Source organism: Streptococcus mitis (assembly GCF_002860865.1).
In the GTDB taxonomy this organism is placed as follows: domain Bacteria; phylum Bacillota; class Bacilli; order Lactobacillales; family Streptococcaceae; genus Streptococcus; species Streptococcus mitis_AT.
On the sequence record NZ_PKIE01000003.1, the window covers coordinates 151,789 to 171,314 of the forward strand.

General features: G+C 39.4%; 20 protein-coding genes. 16 read left to right on the plus strand and 4 right to left on the minus strand.

Annotation, left to right across the window (positions count from 1 at the left end; genetic code table 11):
• Positions 1-125 precede the first annotated feature (125 nt).
• The 3 genes from CYK18_RS06765 to CYK18_RS06775 all read left to right on the plus strand — a co-directional run bounded on the left by CYK18_RS06765 (position 126) and on the right by CYK18_RS06775 (position 4,317).
• A complete protein-coding gene (locus tag CYK18_RS06765) occupies positions 126-1,196 on the plus strand; it encodes an AbiH family protein (protein WP_049540097.1) in 1,071 nt (356 codons plus the stop codon).
• 11 nt (positions 1,197-1,207) lie between these two features.
• Positions 1,208-2,407, plus strand: coding sequence for a restriction endonuclease subunit S (locus CYK18_RS06770; protein WP_053092697.1), 1,200 nt, complete (start codon positions 1,208-1,210; stop codon positions 2,405-2,407).
• A 308-nt stretch (positions 2,408-2,715) separates the two neighbouring features.
• Positions 2,716-4,317: a type I restriction-modification system subunit M gene (locus CYK18_RS06775; protein ID WP_101785784.1), complete on the plus strand. Its 1,602-nt coding sequence runs from the start codon at positions 2,716-2,718 to the stop codon at positions 4,315-4,317.
• Between the two features lie 114 nt (positions 4,318-4,431).
• On the opposite strand, the gene CYK18_RS06780 is transcribed toward CYK18_RS06775, so the two are convergent.
• From CYK18_RS06780 to rpmF, 3 genes are all read right to left on the minus strand, one after another.
• Complete coding sequence (locus CYK18_RS06780; RefSeq protein ID WP_049521336.1) at positions 4,432-5,916, minus strand: RNA-binding domain-containing protein; 1,485 nt, start codon at positions 5,914-5,916, stop codon at positions 4,432-4,434.
• A 441-nt stretch (positions 5,917-6,357) separates the two neighbouring features.
• Positions 6,358-6,507: a 50S ribosomal protein L33 gene (gene rpmG, locus CYK18_RS06785; protein WP_001265622.1), complete on the minus strand. Its 150-nt coding sequence runs from the start codon at positions 6,505-6,507 to the stop codon at positions 6,358-6,360.
• A gap of 15 nt (positions 6,508-6,522) precedes the next feature.
• A complete protein-coding gene (gene rpmF / locus CYK18_RS06790) occupies positions 6,523-6,705 on the minus strand; it encodes a 50S ribosomal protein L32 (protein ID WP_000290417.1) in 183 nt (60 codons plus the stop codon).
• Between the two features lie 230 nt (positions 6,706-6,935).
• Between rpmF and ilvD the strand changes: the two genes are divergently transcribed.
• On the plus strand, positions 6,936-8,639 hold the full coding sequence (gene ilvD, locus CYK18_RS06795; RefSeq protein WP_023947583.1) for a dihydroxy-acid dehydratase: 1,704 nt from the start codon (positions 6,936-6,938) through the stop codon (positions 8,637-8,639).
• A 212-nt stretch (positions 8,640-8,851) separates the two neighbouring features.
• On the opposite strand, the gene CYK18_RS06800 is transcribed toward ilvD, so the two are convergent.
• Entirely contained in the window at positions 8,852-9,193 is a 342-nt protein-coding gene (locus CYK18_RS06800; RefSeq protein WP_001204052.1) for a metal-sulfur cluster assembly factor, read from the minus strand.
• A 123-nt stretch (positions 9,194-9,316) separates the two neighbouring features.
• On the opposite strand from CYK18_RS06800, the gene rgg reads away from it, so the two are divergent.
• The 12 genes from rgg (at position 9,317) to CYK18_RS06870 (ending at position 19,519) form a co-directional block, all read left to right on the plus strand.
• Positions 9,317-10,168 (plus strand): quorum-sensing system transcriptional regulator Rgg, encoded by an 852-nt coding sequence (gene rgg / locus CYK18_RS06810; protein WP_101785786.1) that lies wholly within the window; start codon positions 9,317-9,319, stop codon positions 10,166-10,168.
• A gap of 199 nt (positions 10,169-10,367) precedes the next feature.
• Entirely contained in the window at positions 10,368-11,615 is a 1,248-nt protein-coding gene (locus CYK18_RS06815) for an MFS transporter (protein ID WP_101785788.1), read from the plus strand.
• A 77-nt stretch (positions 11,616-11,692) separates the two neighbouring features.
• The gene (hisS, locus tag CYK18_RS06820) at positions 11,693-12,973 is read left to right on the plus strand and encodes a histidine--tRNA ligase (protein WP_101785790.1); all 1,281 of its coding nucleotides are present in this window, start codon (positions 11,693-11,695) and stop codon (positions 12,971-12,973) included.
• A gap of 143 nt (positions 12,974-13,116) precedes the next feature.
• Complete coding sequence (locus tag CYK18_RS06830) at positions 13,117-13,320, plus strand: helix-turn-helix transcriptional regulator (RefSeq protein WP_025173208.1); 204 nt, start codon at positions 13,117-13,119, stop codon at positions 13,318-13,320.
• Entirely contained in the window at positions 13,320-13,517 is a 198-nt protein-coding gene (locus CYK18_RS06835) for a hypothetical protein (RefSeq protein WP_101785792.1), read from the plus strand. Before CYK18_RS06830 ends, CYK18_RS06835 begins: the two co-directional genes overlap by 1 nt.
• A 2-nt stretch (positions 13,518-13,519) precedes the next feature.
• Positions 13,520-14,260 (plus strand): DUF3169 family protein, encoded by a 741-nt coding sequence (locus CYK18_RS06840; protein WP_180948020.1) that lies wholly within the window; start codon positions 13,520-13,522, stop codon positions 14,258-14,260.
• 10 nt (positions 14,261-14,270) lie between these two features.
• Positions 14,271-15,095: an ABC transporter ATP-binding protein gene (locus tag CYK18_RS06845; RefSeq protein ID WP_101785796.1), complete on the plus strand. Its 825-nt coding sequence runs from the start codon at positions 14,271-14,273 to the stop codon at positions 15,093-15,095.
• On the plus strand, positions 15,088-15,786 hold the full coding sequence (locus CYK18_RS06850) for an ABC transporter permease (protein WP_101785798.1): 699 nt from the start codon (positions 15,088-15,090) through the stop codon (positions 15,784-15,786). The genes CYK18_RS06845 and CYK18_RS06850 overlap by 8 nt, the downstream gene beginning before the upstream one ends.
• Before the next feature lie 9 nt (positions 15,787-15,795).
• The gene (locus CYK18_RS06855) at positions 15,796-16,434 is read left to right on the plus strand and encodes a CPBP family intramembrane glutamic endopeptidase (protein ID WP_045606593.1); all 639 of its coding nucleotides are present in this window, start codon (positions 15,796-15,798) and stop codon (positions 16,432-16,434) included.
• 17 nt (positions 16,435-16,451) lie between these two features.
• The gene (locus CYK18_RS06860; RefSeq protein WP_000832185.1) at positions 16,452-16,682 is read left to right on the plus strand and encodes a hypothetical protein; all 231 of its coding nucleotides are present in this window, start codon (positions 16,452-16,454) and stop codon (positions 16,680-16,682) included.
• A gap of 154 nt (positions 16,683-16,836) precedes the next feature.
• Positions 16,837-18,600, plus strand: a complete 1,764-nt coding sequence (gene aspS, locus CYK18_RS06865; protein ID WP_101785800.1) for an aspartate--tRNA ligase — start codon at positions 16,837-16,839, stop codon at positions 18,598-18,600.
• Positions 18,578-19,519, plus strand: coding sequence for a YitT family protein (locus tag CYK18_RS06870; protein WP_024057518.1), 942 nt, complete (start codon positions 18,578-18,580; stop codon positions 19,517-19,519). The genes aspS and CYK18_RS06870 overlap by 23 nt, the downstream gene beginning before the upstream one ends.
• Positions 19,520-19,526: the final 7 nt, after the last annotated feature.

A 19,526-nucleotide genomic window follows, 5' to 3' on the forward strand; every position in this document is an offset into this window, starting at 1 on the left:
GAACAAAAGAAATGACAGATGTATGTCCTAAAGTTCAAAAATGGCCGAAATTGAAGAATAGAAATCAAAAAAGAAAATCTAAAGTGTAGAAATAAGAAAATGGAGTAATAGAAAGAAGGAACATTATGGAAAAATTATTTATTATTGGAAATGGGTTTGATATAGCGCATGATTTAAAGACGGATTATCTATATTTCAAGAAGTTCGTTTATCAGCAGGCGTATGGAAAAGATGATTTGTTAGAGGCGTTGCAAAGTGAAAATGCCATAAAATTGTACCTAAATAGAATTGACGAAGAAATATTGCTAGAAGAAATAGACGATTATAGTATTCCTGAAATGCAAAAGGGACCAGATTGGGGAGACCTATATCCAGATGATGTAGATTTGTATAAGTTGTTGTACCAGTTAATGGGTCAAATTACGGAAACTGAGAAATTTTGGTCTGATTTTGAAGCGAAATTAGCAGATTTTAATAAAGTGTCTATTGCTACCATGGATTTTCTGGATAGTGATGGCGATTTGGATGGTTCTTTGATGGCTAATAATGCTGATGAGATAGGAGAAATTCTAGCTAAATATATATATTATTCTTTAAATAAATTATTTAAATTGTGGATAGAAGAAACATATTCTGATTGGAAGGATAGAATTCTGACTAAAAGTGAAGAGTCGCACTCTAAATTATTAAAGGATACAGTTTTGAAAAATTCTGATGCATTATTTATCAATTTCAATTATACAAAAACGTTAGAGGATTTATATAGAATTCCTGAAGAGCAAGTTTTTCATTTACATGGAGTTATTGGTGGGGAAGGATTTGTTTTTGGACATGGTTGTGATGATGAAGTAAGTGATTTCAATCCTCTTGATGTAGGAGCATATCTTGAAGAAGTTGTTGAAAAGTTAAAGAAACCAGTTGACAATGTATTGACTAATTATAATGAACTTTTTGAAAGATTATCTTCTGTCAAAGAAATTTATTTCATCGGATTTGGAATTCGTTCGGAACAAAGATGGGTAGACAGTCCATATTTAAAAGAAATATTTAAAAAGACTCCAAACGCAGATATTTTACTTGATAGTTATTACCGATTTGGAAATATAGTACAAATGAAAAGAACTCTGAAAAAATTAGGTGCAGATAAAGCATATAAACTAAGATTAATAGATACAAGGGACAATCAATTGCTATAAGGAGGATAAACATGACAAAGAAACCAAGTTATCGCTTTACTGGCTATGCTGAACCTTGGGAAGAAAAGAAGTTGAGGGAAACTGAAACTCTTTTTACAGATGGCAACTACGGAGAAGCTTATCCGTCAGAGAAAGACCTTACTACTAGTGAAAATGGTGTCCCTTTTTTAAGAGGTAGTAATCTTGTAAATGGAGTTTTGGATGAGACTAATGCAAATTATATAACTCATGAAAAACATGAAGAATTGACATCTGGTCACATTGAATTGGATGATATTATTTTAGCAGTGAGAGGATCATTAGGAGCTATTGGATACGCTAAAGATGAGAATGTTGGATGGAACATCAATTCACAGCTCGCAATTATTCGGACTAACAAAAATGAAGCTAAAGGGGACTTTCTTTTGCAATTTTTTATTAGTACAAAAGGGCAAAGAGAATTGTTATCGAGAAATACTGGAACGGCATTAAAGCAGTTACCACTTAAGCAACTGAAAGATATCCCAGTCCCCCTCCCCTCCCTCCCCGAGCAAACTGCTATTGGTTCTTTCTTCCAAGATATTGACCAGCTCATTAGCCTTCAACAGTGTAAGTTAGAGGTGCTCAAAGAGCAGAAGAAAACCTACCTCAAACTCCTCTTCCCAGCCAAAGGACAAATCAAACCAGCCCTTCGCTTCGCAGGATTTGAAGATGAGTGGAAAGAAGTGAAGTTGGGGGAAGTTACGGATAGGTATGATAATTTAAGAGTTCCAGTTTCAGCAAATGAAAGAGTTTCTGGGGCTACTCCATATTATGGGGCTAATGGGATACAGGATTATGTAGATGGTTATACACATGATGGCGAGTTCATTCTCATTGCCGAAGATGGTGCAAGTGATTTAAAAGATTATCCAGTACAATATGTAAATGGAAAAGTTTGGGTAAATAATCACGCTCATGTTATTCAAGGTAAAAATAATCTGATAAACAATATTTTTTTATTATTTGCAGTAAAACAAATTAACATTGAACCTTTTCTAGTAGGAGGAGGAAGAACGAAGCTAAATTCGGATATAATGATGAAACTTCCTTTACATCTCCCCTCTCTCCCTGAACAAGAAGCTATCGGTTCTTTCTTCCAAGATCTAGACAAAGCTATTGCCAAGCAAGAGGAAAAAGTCAACCAGCTCAAAGAAAGCAAACAAACCCTACTCAGAAAAATGTTTATCTAAGATACAAAGACCGTCAAAAGCCCAGTGATTCGTTTTTAAAAGAGTTTATCGTAAAATGAGTGCGAACGAAGTGAGCTTTTAGAGGATATTTTCCGCCATGGTGGTATCCTATACAATAACAAAGTTATTGTATAGGACGGGATTTTTTAGACTCTGGGCTCAAAAATTAGGGATGAAATTCCTTGGATTTCTAAAATCATCCACTGGATAATTTTACCTCCCGTCCGCACTATTTAAGGAAAATATAAAAAAGAAAAATATTTTAAAACATGGAATACTACTAACAACATAAATTGATAGGAGACCCTATGTCACAAACAGATTTATCAAGAGAACTCTACCAATCCCTCTGGAATGCGGCAGATATCCTGCGTGGCCAGATGGAAGCCAATGAATACAAGTCCTACCTCTTGGGCTTGATTTTCTACAAGTACCTATCCGACAACATCCTCCAAGCCGTCTGTGATAACTTGGACGAGACTTTTGAGTCCTTCCAGCAAGCACAGCTTCTCTACGAGGAAAACTTTGCGGATGCAGATGTCCGTGAAGACCTCATCGAGGTCTTAAATGACGAGCTGGGCTATGTGATTGAGCCTTCTCTAACCTTCACCAAGCTGGTTCAGTCTATCCATGAAGGAACCTTCCAGCTAGAATCTCTAGCCCAAAGTTTCCGTGATATCGAGCAGGCCAATGAAAAATTTGAAAATCTCTTCGAAGATATCGATCTCTATGCGAAAAAGCTAGGCAACACACCACAAAAGCAAAATAAAACCATCTCTGAGGTTATGAAACAGCTCAACGACCTCAATGTGTCTGGTCATGCTGGTGATATCTTGGGTGATGCTTATGAGTACTTGATTGGCCAGTTTGCCAGTGATTCTGGTAAAAAGGCTGGAGAGTTCTATACACCTCAAGCAGTCTCTCACCTCATGACTCAGATTGTCTTTGCAGGGCGCGAGCATCAAAAGGGCATGTCGGTTTACGACCCAACCATGGGTTCTGGTTCTCTCTTGCTCAATGCCAAGCGCTATAGTAAGGAAGCTTCGACGATTTCTTACTACGGCCAAGAGTTGATTACTTCGACTTTCAACCTTGCTCGCATGAATATGATGCTTCATGGAGTTGCGATTGAGAATTATCACCTCAGCAATCACGATACACTAGACGAAGATTGGCCGACGACCGAGCCGACAGACTTTGATGGGGTTTTGATGAACCCACCCTATTCACTGAAGTGGTCAGCAGATAGTGGCTTCCTGCAAGATCCTCGCTTTTCAAGTTATGGAGTTCTTGCACCTAAGTCAAAAGCAGATTTTGCCTTCCTGCTTCACGGTTTTTACCACCTCAAGCATAATGGTGTCATGGCTATCGTACTTCCTCACGGAGTTCTCTTTCGAGGAGCAGCCGAGCAAAAGATTCGCCAGCATCTATTAGAAGAAGGCGCTATTGATACAGTTATCGGCTTGCCAGCAAATATCTTCTACAATACCTCTATCCCGACAACTATTATCATCCTTAAAAAGAATCGCACTAACAAGGATGTCTTCTTTATCGATGCCTCAAAAGAGTTTGAAAAAGGGAAAAATCAAAACAATATGACCGAAGACCATATTGCTAAGATTTTGGAGACTTATCAAAAACGCGAGAATGTCGAGAAGTTTGCCCATCTAGCCAGCTTTGAAGAGATTGTTGAAAATGACTACAACCTCAACATTCCACGCTATGTTGATACCTTTGAGGAAGAACCCGTAGTTCCCCTCGCCGACCTCGCCGATCAGCTCGCAGAGATTGATAAAGAGATTGGAGAGGTAGAAACCAGACTCGCACACATGCGCAGCCAGCTAGTAGGCACAACACCAGAAGCCCAAGCAGAATTAAGCGCCTATCTCGAAAAGTTGAATGAGATTTAGAGAGTAGGGGAAGAATGAAAAAACGCAGGTTCACTTGAGCCTGCGCTTTGGTTTCCGCAAATTTGGGAAAAGACCATATTATTTCAAAAATTTTTAGGAATGAAAATAAAATATTTAATATTTAGTCATGAAATCTCCAAGATTTTTGATTTGTTGTTTAATGATGTGGTATTGTTCAGTTGAGCTTTTAGGGAGAACATATCTTGTAGATCGTCCCTTACCTTCTATCTCAATATACTTTTTATTTTGTAGAGATTTCAAATTTTCTCTAAATTTATACTCAGTCATGAGAGAATTTTCGAGGACATCATTTTTAGTAATACTACCATTTTTAATGATATATTCAAGTATTATCTTTTCATTATCTGATGTATCCGCATAAGAAGACAATAAGTCTACTTTCCAGATTGTAACAACAGTACTATCAAAGGTAGTGCTTACCTCAGGGATTTTTAGTTTATATTTTTCGGAAATATCAAAAATTTTTGGTCCACCTGATCCAGCTTTTTCGGACATCCCAATTCTACGGAATAATGAAGAGATTGTACTATTTCGCGTTTTGGAAGTTCCGCCATGTATAAATTCGGGAATAGAAATTTTCATCTTACCTGGATTTTTAAATTCATAGAAGTCTTGATAAGCTGTAATAACTATAGGAGAATCAAAGTCATAGTAAGCATGCATTAAGCAGTTTACTAAAGCTTCACGTATAGATTCAGATAGGTCTTTCTTGAATGGTAAACGGTGGGCAGATTCGTTATTAAACTCAAATCTATCATTTGTTGTAGTAGTTAATTTCTTATATGCTAAATTGAAAAAATCAAACATGTTTAAATCAGGGTACATCATATCCCCTGTTGAAATTCTATCGTTCCACCTAGTTGAAAGGGAGGTATCTTTTTCAAAATAGTCTAATTGAAATTTGGGATAACGAGAAATGATAGAATTGTACTTTCCAAAAAATATTAGTCCTCCTGCGGTTAATTTATATGTATTATCAATCCTGTCTTTTTTAAATACACCAATTTCGATTAGAAAATCTCTCAACGAAATGCTATTATATTTTGTATTACCAGTAAGTTCAATTAATAATTGCTTGTAATGTTCTATTGTATCTAAATTTAAATCATTTTCGTCAAAATTATTAAGTAACTCACTATCAATATCATCATGAGAACTAGTCATCAGATATTTAAGTTCTTCTTTATCAAGTCGAACATCGCCTTCACCTAATCTTTTATATGACTCACGATAATCATTTTTTAGATGGACGGGTTTTTGGTGAGGATTCGCTTCTCTTACAGTGATTACCATGAGTTGTTTATTTTTACCTGGAATGTCAATGTATTCAATGTCATTATCGGTAAGTAAGTTACAACTAACTTTTTGTTTGTTTGCGACTAAAGCGAATAAATTGTCTCGTATTTTTTGAGGATTATTGACTCCTTGGTAGGGGTCAATATTTTTTTCGTCTATCCCGAGAATTATTTTCCCGCCATTTGTATTTGCAAATGCTGAGTAGGTTTCCCAGAAAGACTCTGGAAGATCGTTTTTGGCTTTTTTGTATTCTAAATCAACCCCTTCAAATTTTAAGTCCATATTTTTCCTTCCTAAAATATAATGTTGCTTAAATTTATTTTTTTAAATGATTGTCACGCGAAAAAGTAAATTTGATAGATAATTAAAATCTTTGATTTCATCGTATTTCTAAGATATATTTTAAAATATTCACGCGAAAATCACGCGAAAATCACGCGAATATTTGTAATCAAAATTCAATTGAAAAATGTAGAATTTTCAATAATAAAATAGATGGATTTAAAATCTATTTTATTATAACACAGAGATAAGAAAAAATAGATAGTGAGACAAGTTTAAATAGGATTACTCGCTATGAAATGTTAATTACTTTTGATGGCTTAACAAATATTATCAATAATGTAGTCATTCGGTTGATTTTTATTGTAATGTACTGAAATTAACAAAAAGAAAAAACGCTTGAATCAGCGTTTTTCTTTTGTATTGATTCGTATTGAATGCTTACTTCACTTCTGTAAACACAACGTGTTTGCGAAGTTTTGGTGAGTATTTCTTCAATTGAAGACGGTCTGGAGTGTTACGTTTGTTTTTAGAAGTAAGGTACAAGCGTTCACCAGATTCTTTGTGTTCAAGTGTAATATTTACGCGCATGGTATCTCCCTTCTATTATTCAGCTGATGCAGCTTTAGCGATTTTACGTCCTTTGTAGTATCCTTTAAGTGATACGCGGTGAGAACGTGAGTAATCTCCAGTAGTTTCGTCAAAGTTTACAGATGGAGCTGTTACTTTGTAGTGTGTACGACGTTTGTTTTTCTTCGCTTTTGAAGTGCGACGTGCAGGTACTGCCATTTTGATTTCTCCTTTAGGTATTTATATTCGATTCAATCTACTGATTTTCATCAACCATACTAGGATAACACATTTTTTTTGTAAAGTAAAGTTACTTGACAAAAAAAGATGAAAAAATTAAAAGGTCATCAATTGAATTAATCGAAATTTTCTGAAAATTCAAGAATTTTCTTCTGTTCATTGCCTTTAAAATGTGCTATAATAGTAAAAACTGAAATGGGAGGGAACAAATGACTGAATTAGCTAAACGTCATCGCAGTAGCATTTATGATAGTATGGTTAAATCACCAAACCGTGCTATGCTTCGTGCGACTGGTATGACAGATAAGGACTTTGAAACACCGATTGTGGGAGTGATTTCGACTTGGGCGGAAAATACACCATGTAACATCCACTTGCATGATTTTGGGAAATTGGCTAAAGAGGGTGTCAAATCTGCAGGCGCTTGGCCTGTGCAGTTTGGGACTATCACTGTAGCGGACGGGATTGCCATGGGAACGCCTGGTATGCGTTTCTCTTTGACATCTCGTGATATCATCGCGGACTCCATCGAAGCGGCTATGGGTGGTCACAACGTGGATGCCTTCGTCGCTATCGGTGGCTGTGACAAGAACATGCCTGGATCTATGATTGCTATTGCAAATATGGATATTCCAGCTATTTTCGCTTATGGTGGAACCATTGCACCGGGAAATCTTGATGGCAAAGACATCGACTTGGTTTCTGTTTTTGAGGGTATCGGAAAATGGAACCACGGTGACATGACAGCTGAGGACGTGAAACGTCTTGAATGTAATGCCTGCCCTGGCCCTGGTGGCTGTGGTGGTATGTACACTGCTAATACCATGGCGACTGCTATCGAAGTTCTCGGTATGAGTTTGCCAGGCTCTTCATCTCACCCAGCTGAATCAGCTGACAAGAAAGAAGACATCGAAGCAGCAGGACGTGCTGTTGTTAAGATGTTGGAGCTCGGTCTCAAACCATCAGATATCTTGACTCGTGAAGCCTTTGAAGATGCTATCACTGTAACTATGGCTCTAGGTGGTTCTACAAACGCCACTCTTCACTTGCTTGCCATTGCCCATGCTGCCAATGTTGACTTGTCACTTGAGGACTTTAATACAATCCAAGAACGTGTGCCTCACTTGGCTGACTTGAAACCATCTGGTCAGTATGTCTTCCAAGACCTCTACGAAGTCGGTGGTGTGCCTGCGGTTATGAGATATCTCTTGGCAAATGGTTTCCTTCATGGAGACCGCATTACATGTACTGGTAAGACTGTTGCTGAGAACTTAGCTGACTTTGCAGATCTTACACCAGGTCAAAAAGTCATCATGCCACTTGAAAATCCAAAACGTGCAGATGGTCCGCTTATCATCTTGAACGGGAACCTTGCTCCTGACGGTGCGGTTGCCAAGGTATCAGGTGTTAAAGTGCGTCGTCACGTTGGTCCAGCTAAGGTCTTTGACTCAGAAGAAGATGCTATTCAGGCCGTTCTGACAGATGAAATCGTTGATGGAGATGTAGTTGTTGTTCGTTTCGTTGGACCTAAAGGTGGTCCTGGTATGCCTGAGATGTTGTCACTTTCATCTATGATTGTTGGTAAAGGTCAAGGAGACAAGGTTGCCCTCTTGACGGATGGCCGTTTCTCTGGTGGTACTTATGGTCTGGTTGTTGGACATATCGCCCCTGAAGCTCAGGATGGTGGACCAATTGCCTACCTTCGTACAGGCGATATCGTTACGGTTGACCAAGATACCAAAGAAATTTCCATGGCCGTATCCGAAGAAGAACTTGAAAAACGCAAGGCAGAAACAACCTTGCCACCACTTTACAGTCGTGGTGTCCTCGGTAAATACGCTCACATCGTATCATCTGCTTCACGCGGAGCCGTGACAGACTTCTGGAATATGGACAAGTCAGGTAAAAAATAAACTCATACTCTTCGAAAATCTCTTCAAACCACGTTAACGTCGCCTTGCTGTAGGTATGGTTACTGACTTCGTCAGTTCTATCTACAACCTCAAAACACTGTTTTGAGCAACCTGCGGCTAGTTTCCTAGTTTGCTCTTTGATTTTCATTGAGTATCAAAAAGCAAGCCAACTTCGGCTTGCTTTTTTTCATCTTCAAAAGTTATTTGCTTGCTTAACGAGGTGGTAGTCCAAGGGCAATACGGCCGTAGCGACTGATTCGTGTAATCTTCCAGGCAGGCGACCAGGTAACTTCAACCTTGACATCTTCGATCCCCTCGATTTGTTTCAGACCTGCGACGATTTCAATAGGCAGGCTTTCGGCACAATCGCAGGCAGTGTCGGTGAAGGTCATGACAATCTTGCAGAGGCCCGTTTCATCCAGATTGATTTCATAAATCAACCCTAGATTGTAAACATCCAATTCCACATCTGTATCAAAAACCTTCTCTAGTTTTTCGATAATTTGGTCTTGCAAGGCCAAAGCGCGGTCATTGATTTTGATATCGTCTCTCATTACAGTCCCTCCACGTGATAAATATCCTCTATTTTCTCATAATTCTGACAATTTGGCAAGTTTTTGATGAATTTTCTGAAAAATATGATAAAATGAAGAAAATACTGAATCAAGGGGAAGCCTATGGAGCAGATTGGAAAAGTCTTTAGACAATTACGAGAGTCAAGAAATATCTCACTGAGACAAGCAACTGGGGGACAATTTTCGCCGTCTATGTTATCTCGCTTTGAAACAGGTCAGAGTGAGCTATCGGTGGAAAAGTTTCTATTTGCCCTAGAAAATATATCTGCCAGTGTAGAGGAAATCCTCTTTCTGGCGAGAGGTTTTCAGTATGATACAGATTCTGAGTTGAGAAAAGAAATCATAGATGTCTTGGATCCAAAGAATATAGCTCCGCTTGAGGACTTGTATCGCAGGGAGTATCAAAAGCATGCCCATTCTCAAAACAAACAGAAACATATTCTAAATGCCATTCTTATCAAGTCTTATATGAAGAGCATGGATGAAAGGGTAGAGTTAACGGCAGAGGAGGGGAAAGTCCTTCATGATTATTTGTTTTCTACCGAGATCTGGGGAATCTATGAACTCAATTTATTTTCAGTCAGTTCTCCCTTTTTATCAGTTCCTCTTTTTACCAGATATGTACGAGAAATGGTCCGCAAATCTGATTTTCTAATGGAAGTGTCTGGCAATCGAAACCTGTTTCACACTATACTATTGAATGGCTTTTTAGCTAGCATTGAGTGTGAAGAATTTACCAATGCCTCTTATTTTAAACGTGTCATCGAAGAGCATTTCTACAATGAAAATGAAACCTATTTCCGAGTTGTCTATTTGTGGGCGGAAGGTCTCCTTGATAGCAAGCAAGGTAGAGTCAAGGAAGGCCAGAAAAAAATGGAAGATGCTGTTCGTATTTTTGAGATGCTTGGCTGTAACAAATCTGCCGAATACTATAGAAATACGACTGATTGTTGAATATCTGCAAACTAAGAAAATTATTTGAAATTTTAAGCGATAGAACTGTTGGGCTCTCTCGTGCCACTAGAGAAATTCTATTGTTTCTTTTTGCTCATTTCATTTGTTGCATATATTCAAAAGTTTTTCTCTAGAATTTCTAAGTGCTATACTATAGTCATACTTCACATAAAACTTCTAACAAGAAGGGAGATTACCTATGAAACTATTGTTTAGGAATCAAGCTTATCGCCTCTTGACTTTGTCACGCTTCTTCAATGCTTTTGGTGCTTCAATTTTCAATCTGGTCTTTATCGTCTATGCATCGACCCTGCCACAAGCCTCGTTTGCGGTTGCTATGGCGAATATTGTCATGCTTCTTCCTACTCTCTTTACAGTTTTTGTAGGGATTCGGGCAGATTACACGAGGGACAAGGTCAAATGGATGATCTATAGCGGTTTGTTTCAGGCGGTTTTATTTTTTCTAGCAGCCCTAGTTGTCCAGCAAGCTAGTCTCTTTGCCTTTTCTAGCCTGTGCTTAATCAATGTCATTAGTGATGTGATTAGTGATTTTGCAGGTGGCTTGCGCATGCCTCTTATTAAGGAAAAAGTAGCTGAAGACGATCTGATGGAAGCTTACTCTTTTTCACAGTTCATCACCTATATTTCAGCTATTGGTGGTCAAGCTTTCGGAGTCTGGCTCTTAGGCCTATCGGTCAACAATTTTTCCCTCGTTGCGGGAATCAATGCCTGTTTTTTCCTCGTATCAGCCTTTATTCTCTTTTTAGGAAAAAGCAAATTGAGCCTGTCAATGTCATCTGCTGATGGTGAAATCCTAAAGAATGAGAAGCTTCCTATCAAAGACCAGTTCCTAACGATTTATCGAAATTTGCGTCTTGTTTTTCTTAAAAGTGGACAGAAAAACTTTGGTTTTATGCTCTTTGCTGTCTTGCTTATCAATGCCTTGGGTGGCGCTTTGGGTGGAATTTATAATATCTTCTTTTTGAGCCATTCTCTCTTGAATTTTTCTTACACAGAGGCACTATTTATCAATCAAGTCGGTGTCTTAGTAGCAGTCATCATCAGTAGCCTTACGGGCAATGATTATTTTGGGAAGCAGTCCTTGCCTAGATTGATGATGTGGGTGACCGTAGGACTCAGTCTAGTTGGTCTAGCTAATTTATTCAATCAAGTCGTACTTGGTTTACTATTTCTCTGTTCAACTCTGTATGTGTCTGGTAAAGTTCAACCAAAGATTAGTGCCATGCTCATGAAAAATCTAGCTCCAGAGGTTCTGGCTCGTACCAGTAATTTTTTAGGTCTCTTGTTTACCTTGTCCATACCTGTGGGAACAGCTTGTTTTTCACTTATAGCTGTATGGAATATACAGTTGACTTGGATGCTATTTGTTGGTCTTTCCTTGCTAGCTATTCTTTTGACAGTTATTAATCTTAAAAATGATATTTAAATCCTAATTTTTTTCTCACTGTTTTAATCCCTCTATTTATGGTAAAATAAGACTATTAAGTTTAAAGAGGATTCCCTATGAAATTACAAAAACCAAAAGGAACGCAGGATATTTTACCTGCTGAGTCTGCCAAGTGGCAGTACGTTGAGGGCTTTGCCCGTGAAATTTTCAAGCTCTATAACTATGCAGAAGTGCGCACGCCTATTTTTGAGCACTACGAGGTTATCAGTCGCTCTGTCGGAGATACAACGGATATCGTAACTAAGGAAATGTATGACTTCTACGATAAGGGTGACCGCCATATTACCCTCCGTCCAGAAGGAACAGCGCCAGTTGTCCGTTCCTATGTGGAAAATAAACTCTTCGCGCCAGAAGTGCAAAAGCCAAGTAAGTTCTACTACATGGGCCCAATGTTCCGCTATGAGCGTCCACAGGCAGGGCGTTTGCGCCAATTCCACCAGATTGGTGTTGAGTGTTTTGGCTCTAGCAATCCAGCTACCGATGTGGAAACAATCGCTATGGCAGCCCATTTCTTGAAAGAAATCGGAATCCAAGGTGTCAAATTGCACCTCAACACTCTTGGAAATCCTGAGAGTCGTGCGGCCTACCGTCAAGCCTTGATTGACTATTTGACACCGCTCAAGGAGACCTTGTCTAAGGATAGCCAGCGTCGCTTGGAGGAAAATCCTCTTCGTGTCTTGGACTCTAAGGAGAAAGAAGACAAGGTAGCAGTAGAGAATGCGCCTTCTATCTTGGACTTCCTTGATGAAGAAAGCCAAGCTCATTTTGATGTTGTGCGTCAGATGTTGGAGAATCTTGGAGTAGATTATATCATCGATACCAATATGGTGCGTGGTCTGGACTACTACAACCACACCATTTTCGAGTTTATCACTGAGATTGAGGGCAATGACCTGACAGTCTGTGCAGGTGGTCGTTACGATGGTTTGGTTGCTTACTTTGGTGGCCCTGAAACTGCTGGATTTGGTTTTGGACTTGGTGTAGAGCGCCTGCTTCTCATTCTTGAGAAGCAAGGTGTGTCCCTTCCTATTGAAAATGCCCTAGATGTTTATATCGCAGTCTTGGGCGAAGGAGCAAATGTCAAGGCCTTGGAATTAGTACAGGCTCTTCGCCAACAAGGATTCAAAGCAGAGCGTGATTACCTCAACCGTAAGCTCAAAGCTCAGTTCAAGTCAGCCGATGTCTTTACGGCTAGGACCCTCATCACCCTAGGAGAGAGCGAAGTCGAAAGTGGACAAGTGACGGTCAAGAACAACCAAACCCGAGAAGAAGTGCAAGTGTCACTTGAGACAATCAGCCAAAACTTCTCAGAAATCTTTGAAAAACTAGGATTTTAATGATAGATAAACCGGTCAGGAACCTACCCCTGACCTTTTTCTTTTGCAAAATGACAAAAATCATAAACTTTTTGACAAATATGCTTGTCAAAAAGAAAAAGATGTGTTACAATGTAAGCAAGTTAAGAGAAAAGGAGAAAGGAATGCTTAAAAATCGTCTAAAAGAGCTTCGGGCTCGCGATGGTCTCAATCAAACCGAACTGGCTAAGCTAGCAGGGGTTTCCAGACAGACCATTAGCCTACTAGAACGGGATGAGTACACCCCATCCATTATCATTGCCCTGAAAATATCTCAGATTTTCAACGAAACAGTCGAATCGGTATTTCGCTTGGAGGAGGACGAGTGATGAACAAGTATAAAGTAATCTATTATGTAGTTGCCATAGCTTTATTAGTCAGCGTATTTCTATTGATTGGGATGGACTTAGGATGGTTTAATCCCTATCAGAGTAACCAATTTATTTGGGTCTACTTTGCTCTTATCCCAGTCGTTGACTGGATTGAAAAGAAAGCAAACAATCTAGCAAGTGAAAAAGGAGAATGAATATGAAAAAGAAAAAGAAAGGTGTCTTGTTATTTTTAATGTCTATTGTCTTGGGAGGTTTCTTGTACATATTTGTAGATATGTTGAAGGCTGGTGCCGAATCCCACGAAATTATTTTAGATGTAAAAATCTTGATACCATGGATATCAGCTATTTGTTTAGTATTAGGTTTCATTAGCATTCTTTTGACGTTCAATTTCTTAAAGAAAAGCAGAAAATTTCACTCCTTGTATCAAGAGGAAATGGATGATGATCTGAATGAAACCTATTATGTGCAGATGTATCGGAATCTCGAGTTTGGAACTATTGCTTTTAATAGTGCAAGCGTAGCGATTTTATTGGCTCTTTTCATCTCAGGTAGTGAAGCATTTGTACTAAATAGAAGCCATCTAACCTTATCTCTTTCTTTTTTGGGATTAGTGCTGATTTTCAGTGTTCAAAAATATCTTTTTAAGACCATTGCGATTGTTCGTCAGTTTGATTTGGCATTTTTCTCTACACCAAAGGATGTCATGGACTTTATCAATTCTTACGATGAAGGGGAGCGCCAGGCTAATTTGGAACAGAGTTTTCGAATTTTATTCCAATTAAACCAGTATGTCTTGCCAGGTTTGTATATTTTGATTGATCTCTTTTCCTTACTGACAGGAGAGATTCAGTTACTAGCCTTCTTGCTTGTAGGAGCTATCCATATTTATATCAATGTGATGCAGTTACCTATGGTAAAACGTTATTTCAAATAAAGGAGTTTCTATGATTCGTGTTGAAAATGTAAGCAAAAGTTTTGGGAGCAAAAAAGCTCTTCATCAGATTTCTTTTGAGATTAAGGAAGGTGAAATCTTTGGTTTTCTTGGACCTTCTGGCTCAGGTAAAACAACCATGATCAATGTCTTAACAGGTCAGTTGGCTGCAGATCAAGGTAAAACAGTTTTGTTAGGCAAGAATTCTCAAGATTTAACCTCAAAGGATTTGGAACAAATTGGTATAGTTAGTGATGGCAGTGGTTTTTATGAAAAGATGAGTCTTTACAAAAATCTTCTCATCTATGCTAAGCTATATGGTCTCAAGTCAGATAGAGTAGTTCAGGTGCTTCAACAGGTTGGATTGGCAGATGCTAAAGATATTATCGCAGAAAAGTTATCTACTGGAATGAAACAACGAATGTTCTTGGCCCGTGCCCTTCTGAATGCTCCTAAGATTCTCTTTCTAGATGAGCCAACTAGTGGCTTAGATCCTACAACATCTAAGATGATTCATACCCTACTTCAAGAATTAAAGCATGCGGGGACAACTATCTTTCTGACCACGCATGATATGAATGAAGCAACTCTGCTTTGTGATCGCTTATCTCTTTTAAATAAGGGTAACTTAATAGAGTATGGAAGTCCGCAAGATATCATCCAGAAGTACCATGTGGATAAGAAAGTACATGTGGTTTATAACGATGGACGAGAACAGATAGTTCCATTTGAAGAATTGCCACATTTAGACACGACAGATTTGATGGTGGTTCACTCTTGTGAGCCAACACTAGAAGAAATCTTTATCAGATTGACAGGAGAAAAGTTAGATGTTTAGAAAATTAAATGCCCTACTATGGTTAAGAGTACAAGTTCTTATTAGCAATTCAAGTTTGTTAGCAACTTTATTGATGCCTTTTGGTATTGCTGTTCTATATAATGAATTCATGAATAAGAATGGAGAATTGAGTATGTTGCTCCTCTCTACGAGTTTGACCATGGTCTTGAGTATGGGAAGTGGTTATATGGTATCGATTATGATGGCAGAAGATAAGGAAAAGCGCAATCTTAAATCACTCATTCTAAGTGGTGTGACAGCAACAGAATATACTCTTAGTATGCTTGTTCTCCCTATTCTGATAATGTTACTTGCTATGATTGTACTTCCCATCTATCTTAAAGTAGATATATCTGGTTATTTATTTGCCTACGTTATCTATTTGCTCCTAGCAACGATTAGTATTATTTTTCTCAACCTTCTAATCGGTGCGGTGTCAGATACTCAATCTAAAGCGCAAGTTTATAGTATCTTCCCTATGTTAATTGTCTCTTTTTTACCTATGATTGCTCTTCAAAATGATACGGCTCAGAAAGTGTTGGATTACTCGTTCGTCGGTCCTATTGTAAATCTTTTAAATAAAAAAGGTGGGGAAATATCCTTTTCTAATATCGGCATGTTACTTGCCTGGGTACTTGTGTTAGGGATAGCAAACCTCTTTGTATTGAAAAACAGCTATAAAGCAAGATAGGAGACCTTTATGAAATTACTTAAAAACCTCGGCTGGTTTCTTCTAGCCCTTCTATCCTTTTTCTTTATCTATAGCTTCATTCAGGGGCTCGCGACTGCTTCGCTTGCCTTAGGCGCTTCCCCCTATGCTGTTACCTTGCTCTATGTGGCCTTGGCTGGAGTATACGTGTACGGCATTTACAAATGGTATCAGAAAGCTCCTGTTCATATTGAGAAGAGTGGCTTTAACCGATTTATTTGGCTCCCTGCCTTGGTTTGGTTCTTATCTCTGGTTGTCCAGTTTTTCTTGCCAGATGATCCTTCAGTAAATCAACAAATAGCGACAGACTTGACCTTGTCTCAACCACTTTTCTCATTCTTTGCTGTCGTTATTTTTGCTCCTTTGACGGAAGAACTCCTCTTTAGAGGAATGCTGGCACGCTATCTCTTCCCTAAGCAGGACAAGAGCAAACAGGTTCTGTTTCTTCTGGTATCCAGTGTTTTGTTTGCTTTGATTCATTTCCCAGGTGATGTGCAACAATTTTTAGTTTATACTAGTCTTGGTTTTAGCTTGGGCTTGGCTTATATTAGCAGAAAAGGTCTGGTCTACAGTATTTCTCTCCACGCTTTGAATAATTTAGTCAGCTTTTTGATGATTCTCATGCTATAATAGAGTCAGGAGGTCACATGAAACGAGTAATTTTATTAGCAGTGATTCAAGCAGTTGTTCTATTTTTCATCATTGGGGCGCTAGCTTATGCCTTTAAGGGCGATTTCTTCTACAACTATCTAGCAGTTGTCTTTGCCCCTATTGCAGGTGTCTTGCGCTTTGGGACAGCTTACACGACGGAAATCGTCTTGCCTCGAAAGGCAGCTGAAATCGCTGAAAAGCGCAAAGCAGGCAACAATTCAAAATAAAAGAGTCCGATGAAGTTCATCGGATTTTTGTATGGGCGCTAATTTTTAGGGACTTTACCTGATTTTTAAAGACTGACAAACTTTTCTGCTGATTTTCATGAAGAGCCTGCGCTTTTATGGTAAAATAGTAACAGAATAAAAGAGGAGAGAAAACATGAAACGTAGTATGTATGCTGGTCGTGTTCGTGAGGAACACATCGGACAAGAAATAACCTTGAAAGGATGGGTTGGCCGTCGTCGTGACCTTGGTGGTTTGATCTTTATCGATCTTCGTGACCGTGAAGGGATCATGCAGTTGGTTATCAACCCTGAAAAAGTATCTGCAGAGATCATGACAACAGCTGAAAGCCTTCGTAGCGAATTTGTTATCGAGGTGACTGGACAGGTCGCTGCGCGTGAGCAAGCCAATGATAAGTTACCAACTGGTGCAGTTGAGTTAAACGTGACAGCTCTGACAGTGCTGAATACAGCTAATACAACCCCATTTGAGATTAAGGATGGCATTGAGGCCAATGACGATACACGTTTGCGTTACCGTTACCTTGACCTTCGTCGTCCAGAAATGTTGGAAAATCTTAAACTTCGTGCTAAGGTGACCCACTCTATCCGCAACTACTTGGATGAGTTGGAGTTTATCGACGTGGAGACACCATTCCTTTCTAAGTCAACGCCTGAAGGGGCGCGTGACTATTTGGTGCCATCTCGTGTTAATAAAGGGCATTTTTACGCGCTTCCTCAAAGTCCGCAAATCACTAAGCAGTTATTGATGAATGCTGGTTTTGACCGTTACTACCAAATCGTTAAATGTTTCCGTGACGAGGACTTGCGTGGTGACCGCCAGCCTGAGTTCACACAGGTTGACTTGGAAACATCTTTCCTTACTGAGCAAGAAATCCAAGATATCACAGAAGGCTTGATTGCGCGCGTGATGAAAGAAACTAAAGGCATCGAAGTGACGCTTCCATTCCCTCGTATGAAATACGATGATGCTATGGCTCTTTATGGTTCTGATAAACCTGATACGCGTTTTGACATGTTGCTTCAAGACTTGACAGAAGTGGTCGAAGGTGTAGACTTTAAAGTCTTTTCAGAAGCACCTGCTGTAAAAGCCATTGTAGTCAAAGGCGCAGCGGACAACTACTCACGTAAAGACATCGACAAGATGACGGAAGTAGCCAAACAATATGGTGCCAAAGGTCTTGCTTGGGTCAAGGTGGTTGATGGAGAATTAAATGGACCAGTTGCTAAGTTCTTGACAGGCATCCAAGCAGAATTGACAACAGTGCTTGCACTTGAAGATAAGGACTTGGTTCTCTTTGTGGCGGATACGCTTGAAGTGGCCAATGCAACGCTTGGTGCCCTTCGTGGACGTATTGCCAAAGAGCTTGGTTTGATTGATAATGATAAATTCAACTTCCTTTGGGTTGTTGACTGGCCAATGTTTGAATGGTCTGAAGAAGAAGGTCGTTACATGAGCGCCCACCATCCATTTACTCTACCACAGGAAGAGACTGCTCACGAATTAGAAGGTGATTTGGCGAAGGTTCGTGCCATTGCTTACGATATTGTCTTGAACGGTTATGAACTTGGTGGTGGTAGCCTTCGTATCAACCAAAAAGACCTTCAAGAACGTATGTTCAAGGCTCTTGGTTTCTCAGCCGAAGAAGCAAATGACCAGTTTGGTTTCCTTCTTGAAGCCATGGACTATGGTTTCCCACCACACGGTGGCTTGGCTATCGGGCTTGACCGATTTGTCATGCTCTTAGCAGGAGAAGAAAATATTCGTGAAGTTATTGCCTTCCCTAAGAACAATAAGGCAAGTGACCCAATGACACAAGCTCCTTCAACAGTAGCTCTCAAACAACTAGAGGAACTCAGCTTACAAGTAGAAGAAGATGAAACAAGCAAAACGAATTAAGCGGTGGCGCTATTATCTGCGCCGCTTTGCTCATCAGATAAAAATTTTACGTGTCTTACAAAGCATCTCTCGCGAAAAATATGATGAGAAGATTTCGGCCTCTCTGGTCTATGGATTTTTATCAGCAGTAGCGGTCAATTTCTTTTTCCAACCAGGTCATGTGTATTCGAGTGGTGCGACAGGTCTGGCACAGATTATCTCTGCCTTGAGTAATCACTGGTTTGGTTTTCATATCCCGATTTCGTTGACCTTCTATGCCATTAATTTCCCTTTGATGGTCTTGGCTTGGTATCAAATTGGGCATAAGTTCACCGTCTTTACCTTTATAACGGTATCCATGAGTTCCTTCTTTATCCAGTTTGTCCCTGTGGCGACCTTGACGGAGGATCCCATTATCAATGCCCTTTTTGGGGGTGTTGTCATGGGCTTGGGGATTGGTTTTGCTCTTCGAAACAATATCTCCAGTGGTGGGACGGATATCGTCAGCCTGACTATTCGCAAGAAAACGGGTAAGAATGTTGGTAGTATTTCTTTCTTGGTAAATGGGACCATCATGCTGATAGCAGGCTTGACCTTTGGTTGGGAATACGCTCTCTACTCTATGATTACCATCTTTGTCTCTAGCCGTGTCACAGACGCTGTCTTTACCAAGCAAAAACGGATGCAGGCCATGATTGTGACCAATCATCCAGAGAAGGTAATTGAAAAAATCCATAAAAAATTGCACCGCGGTGCAACCATGATCCACGATGCAGAAGGAACCTATAATCACGAAAGAAAGGCAGTTTTAATCACTGTCATTACACGTGCAGAGTTTAATGAATTTAAACAGATTATGAAACAGGTGGATCCAAGCGCCTTTGTCTCTGTCTCGGAGAATGTTCATATTTTGGGACGGTTCGTTGAAACAGATAATTAGTGATCAA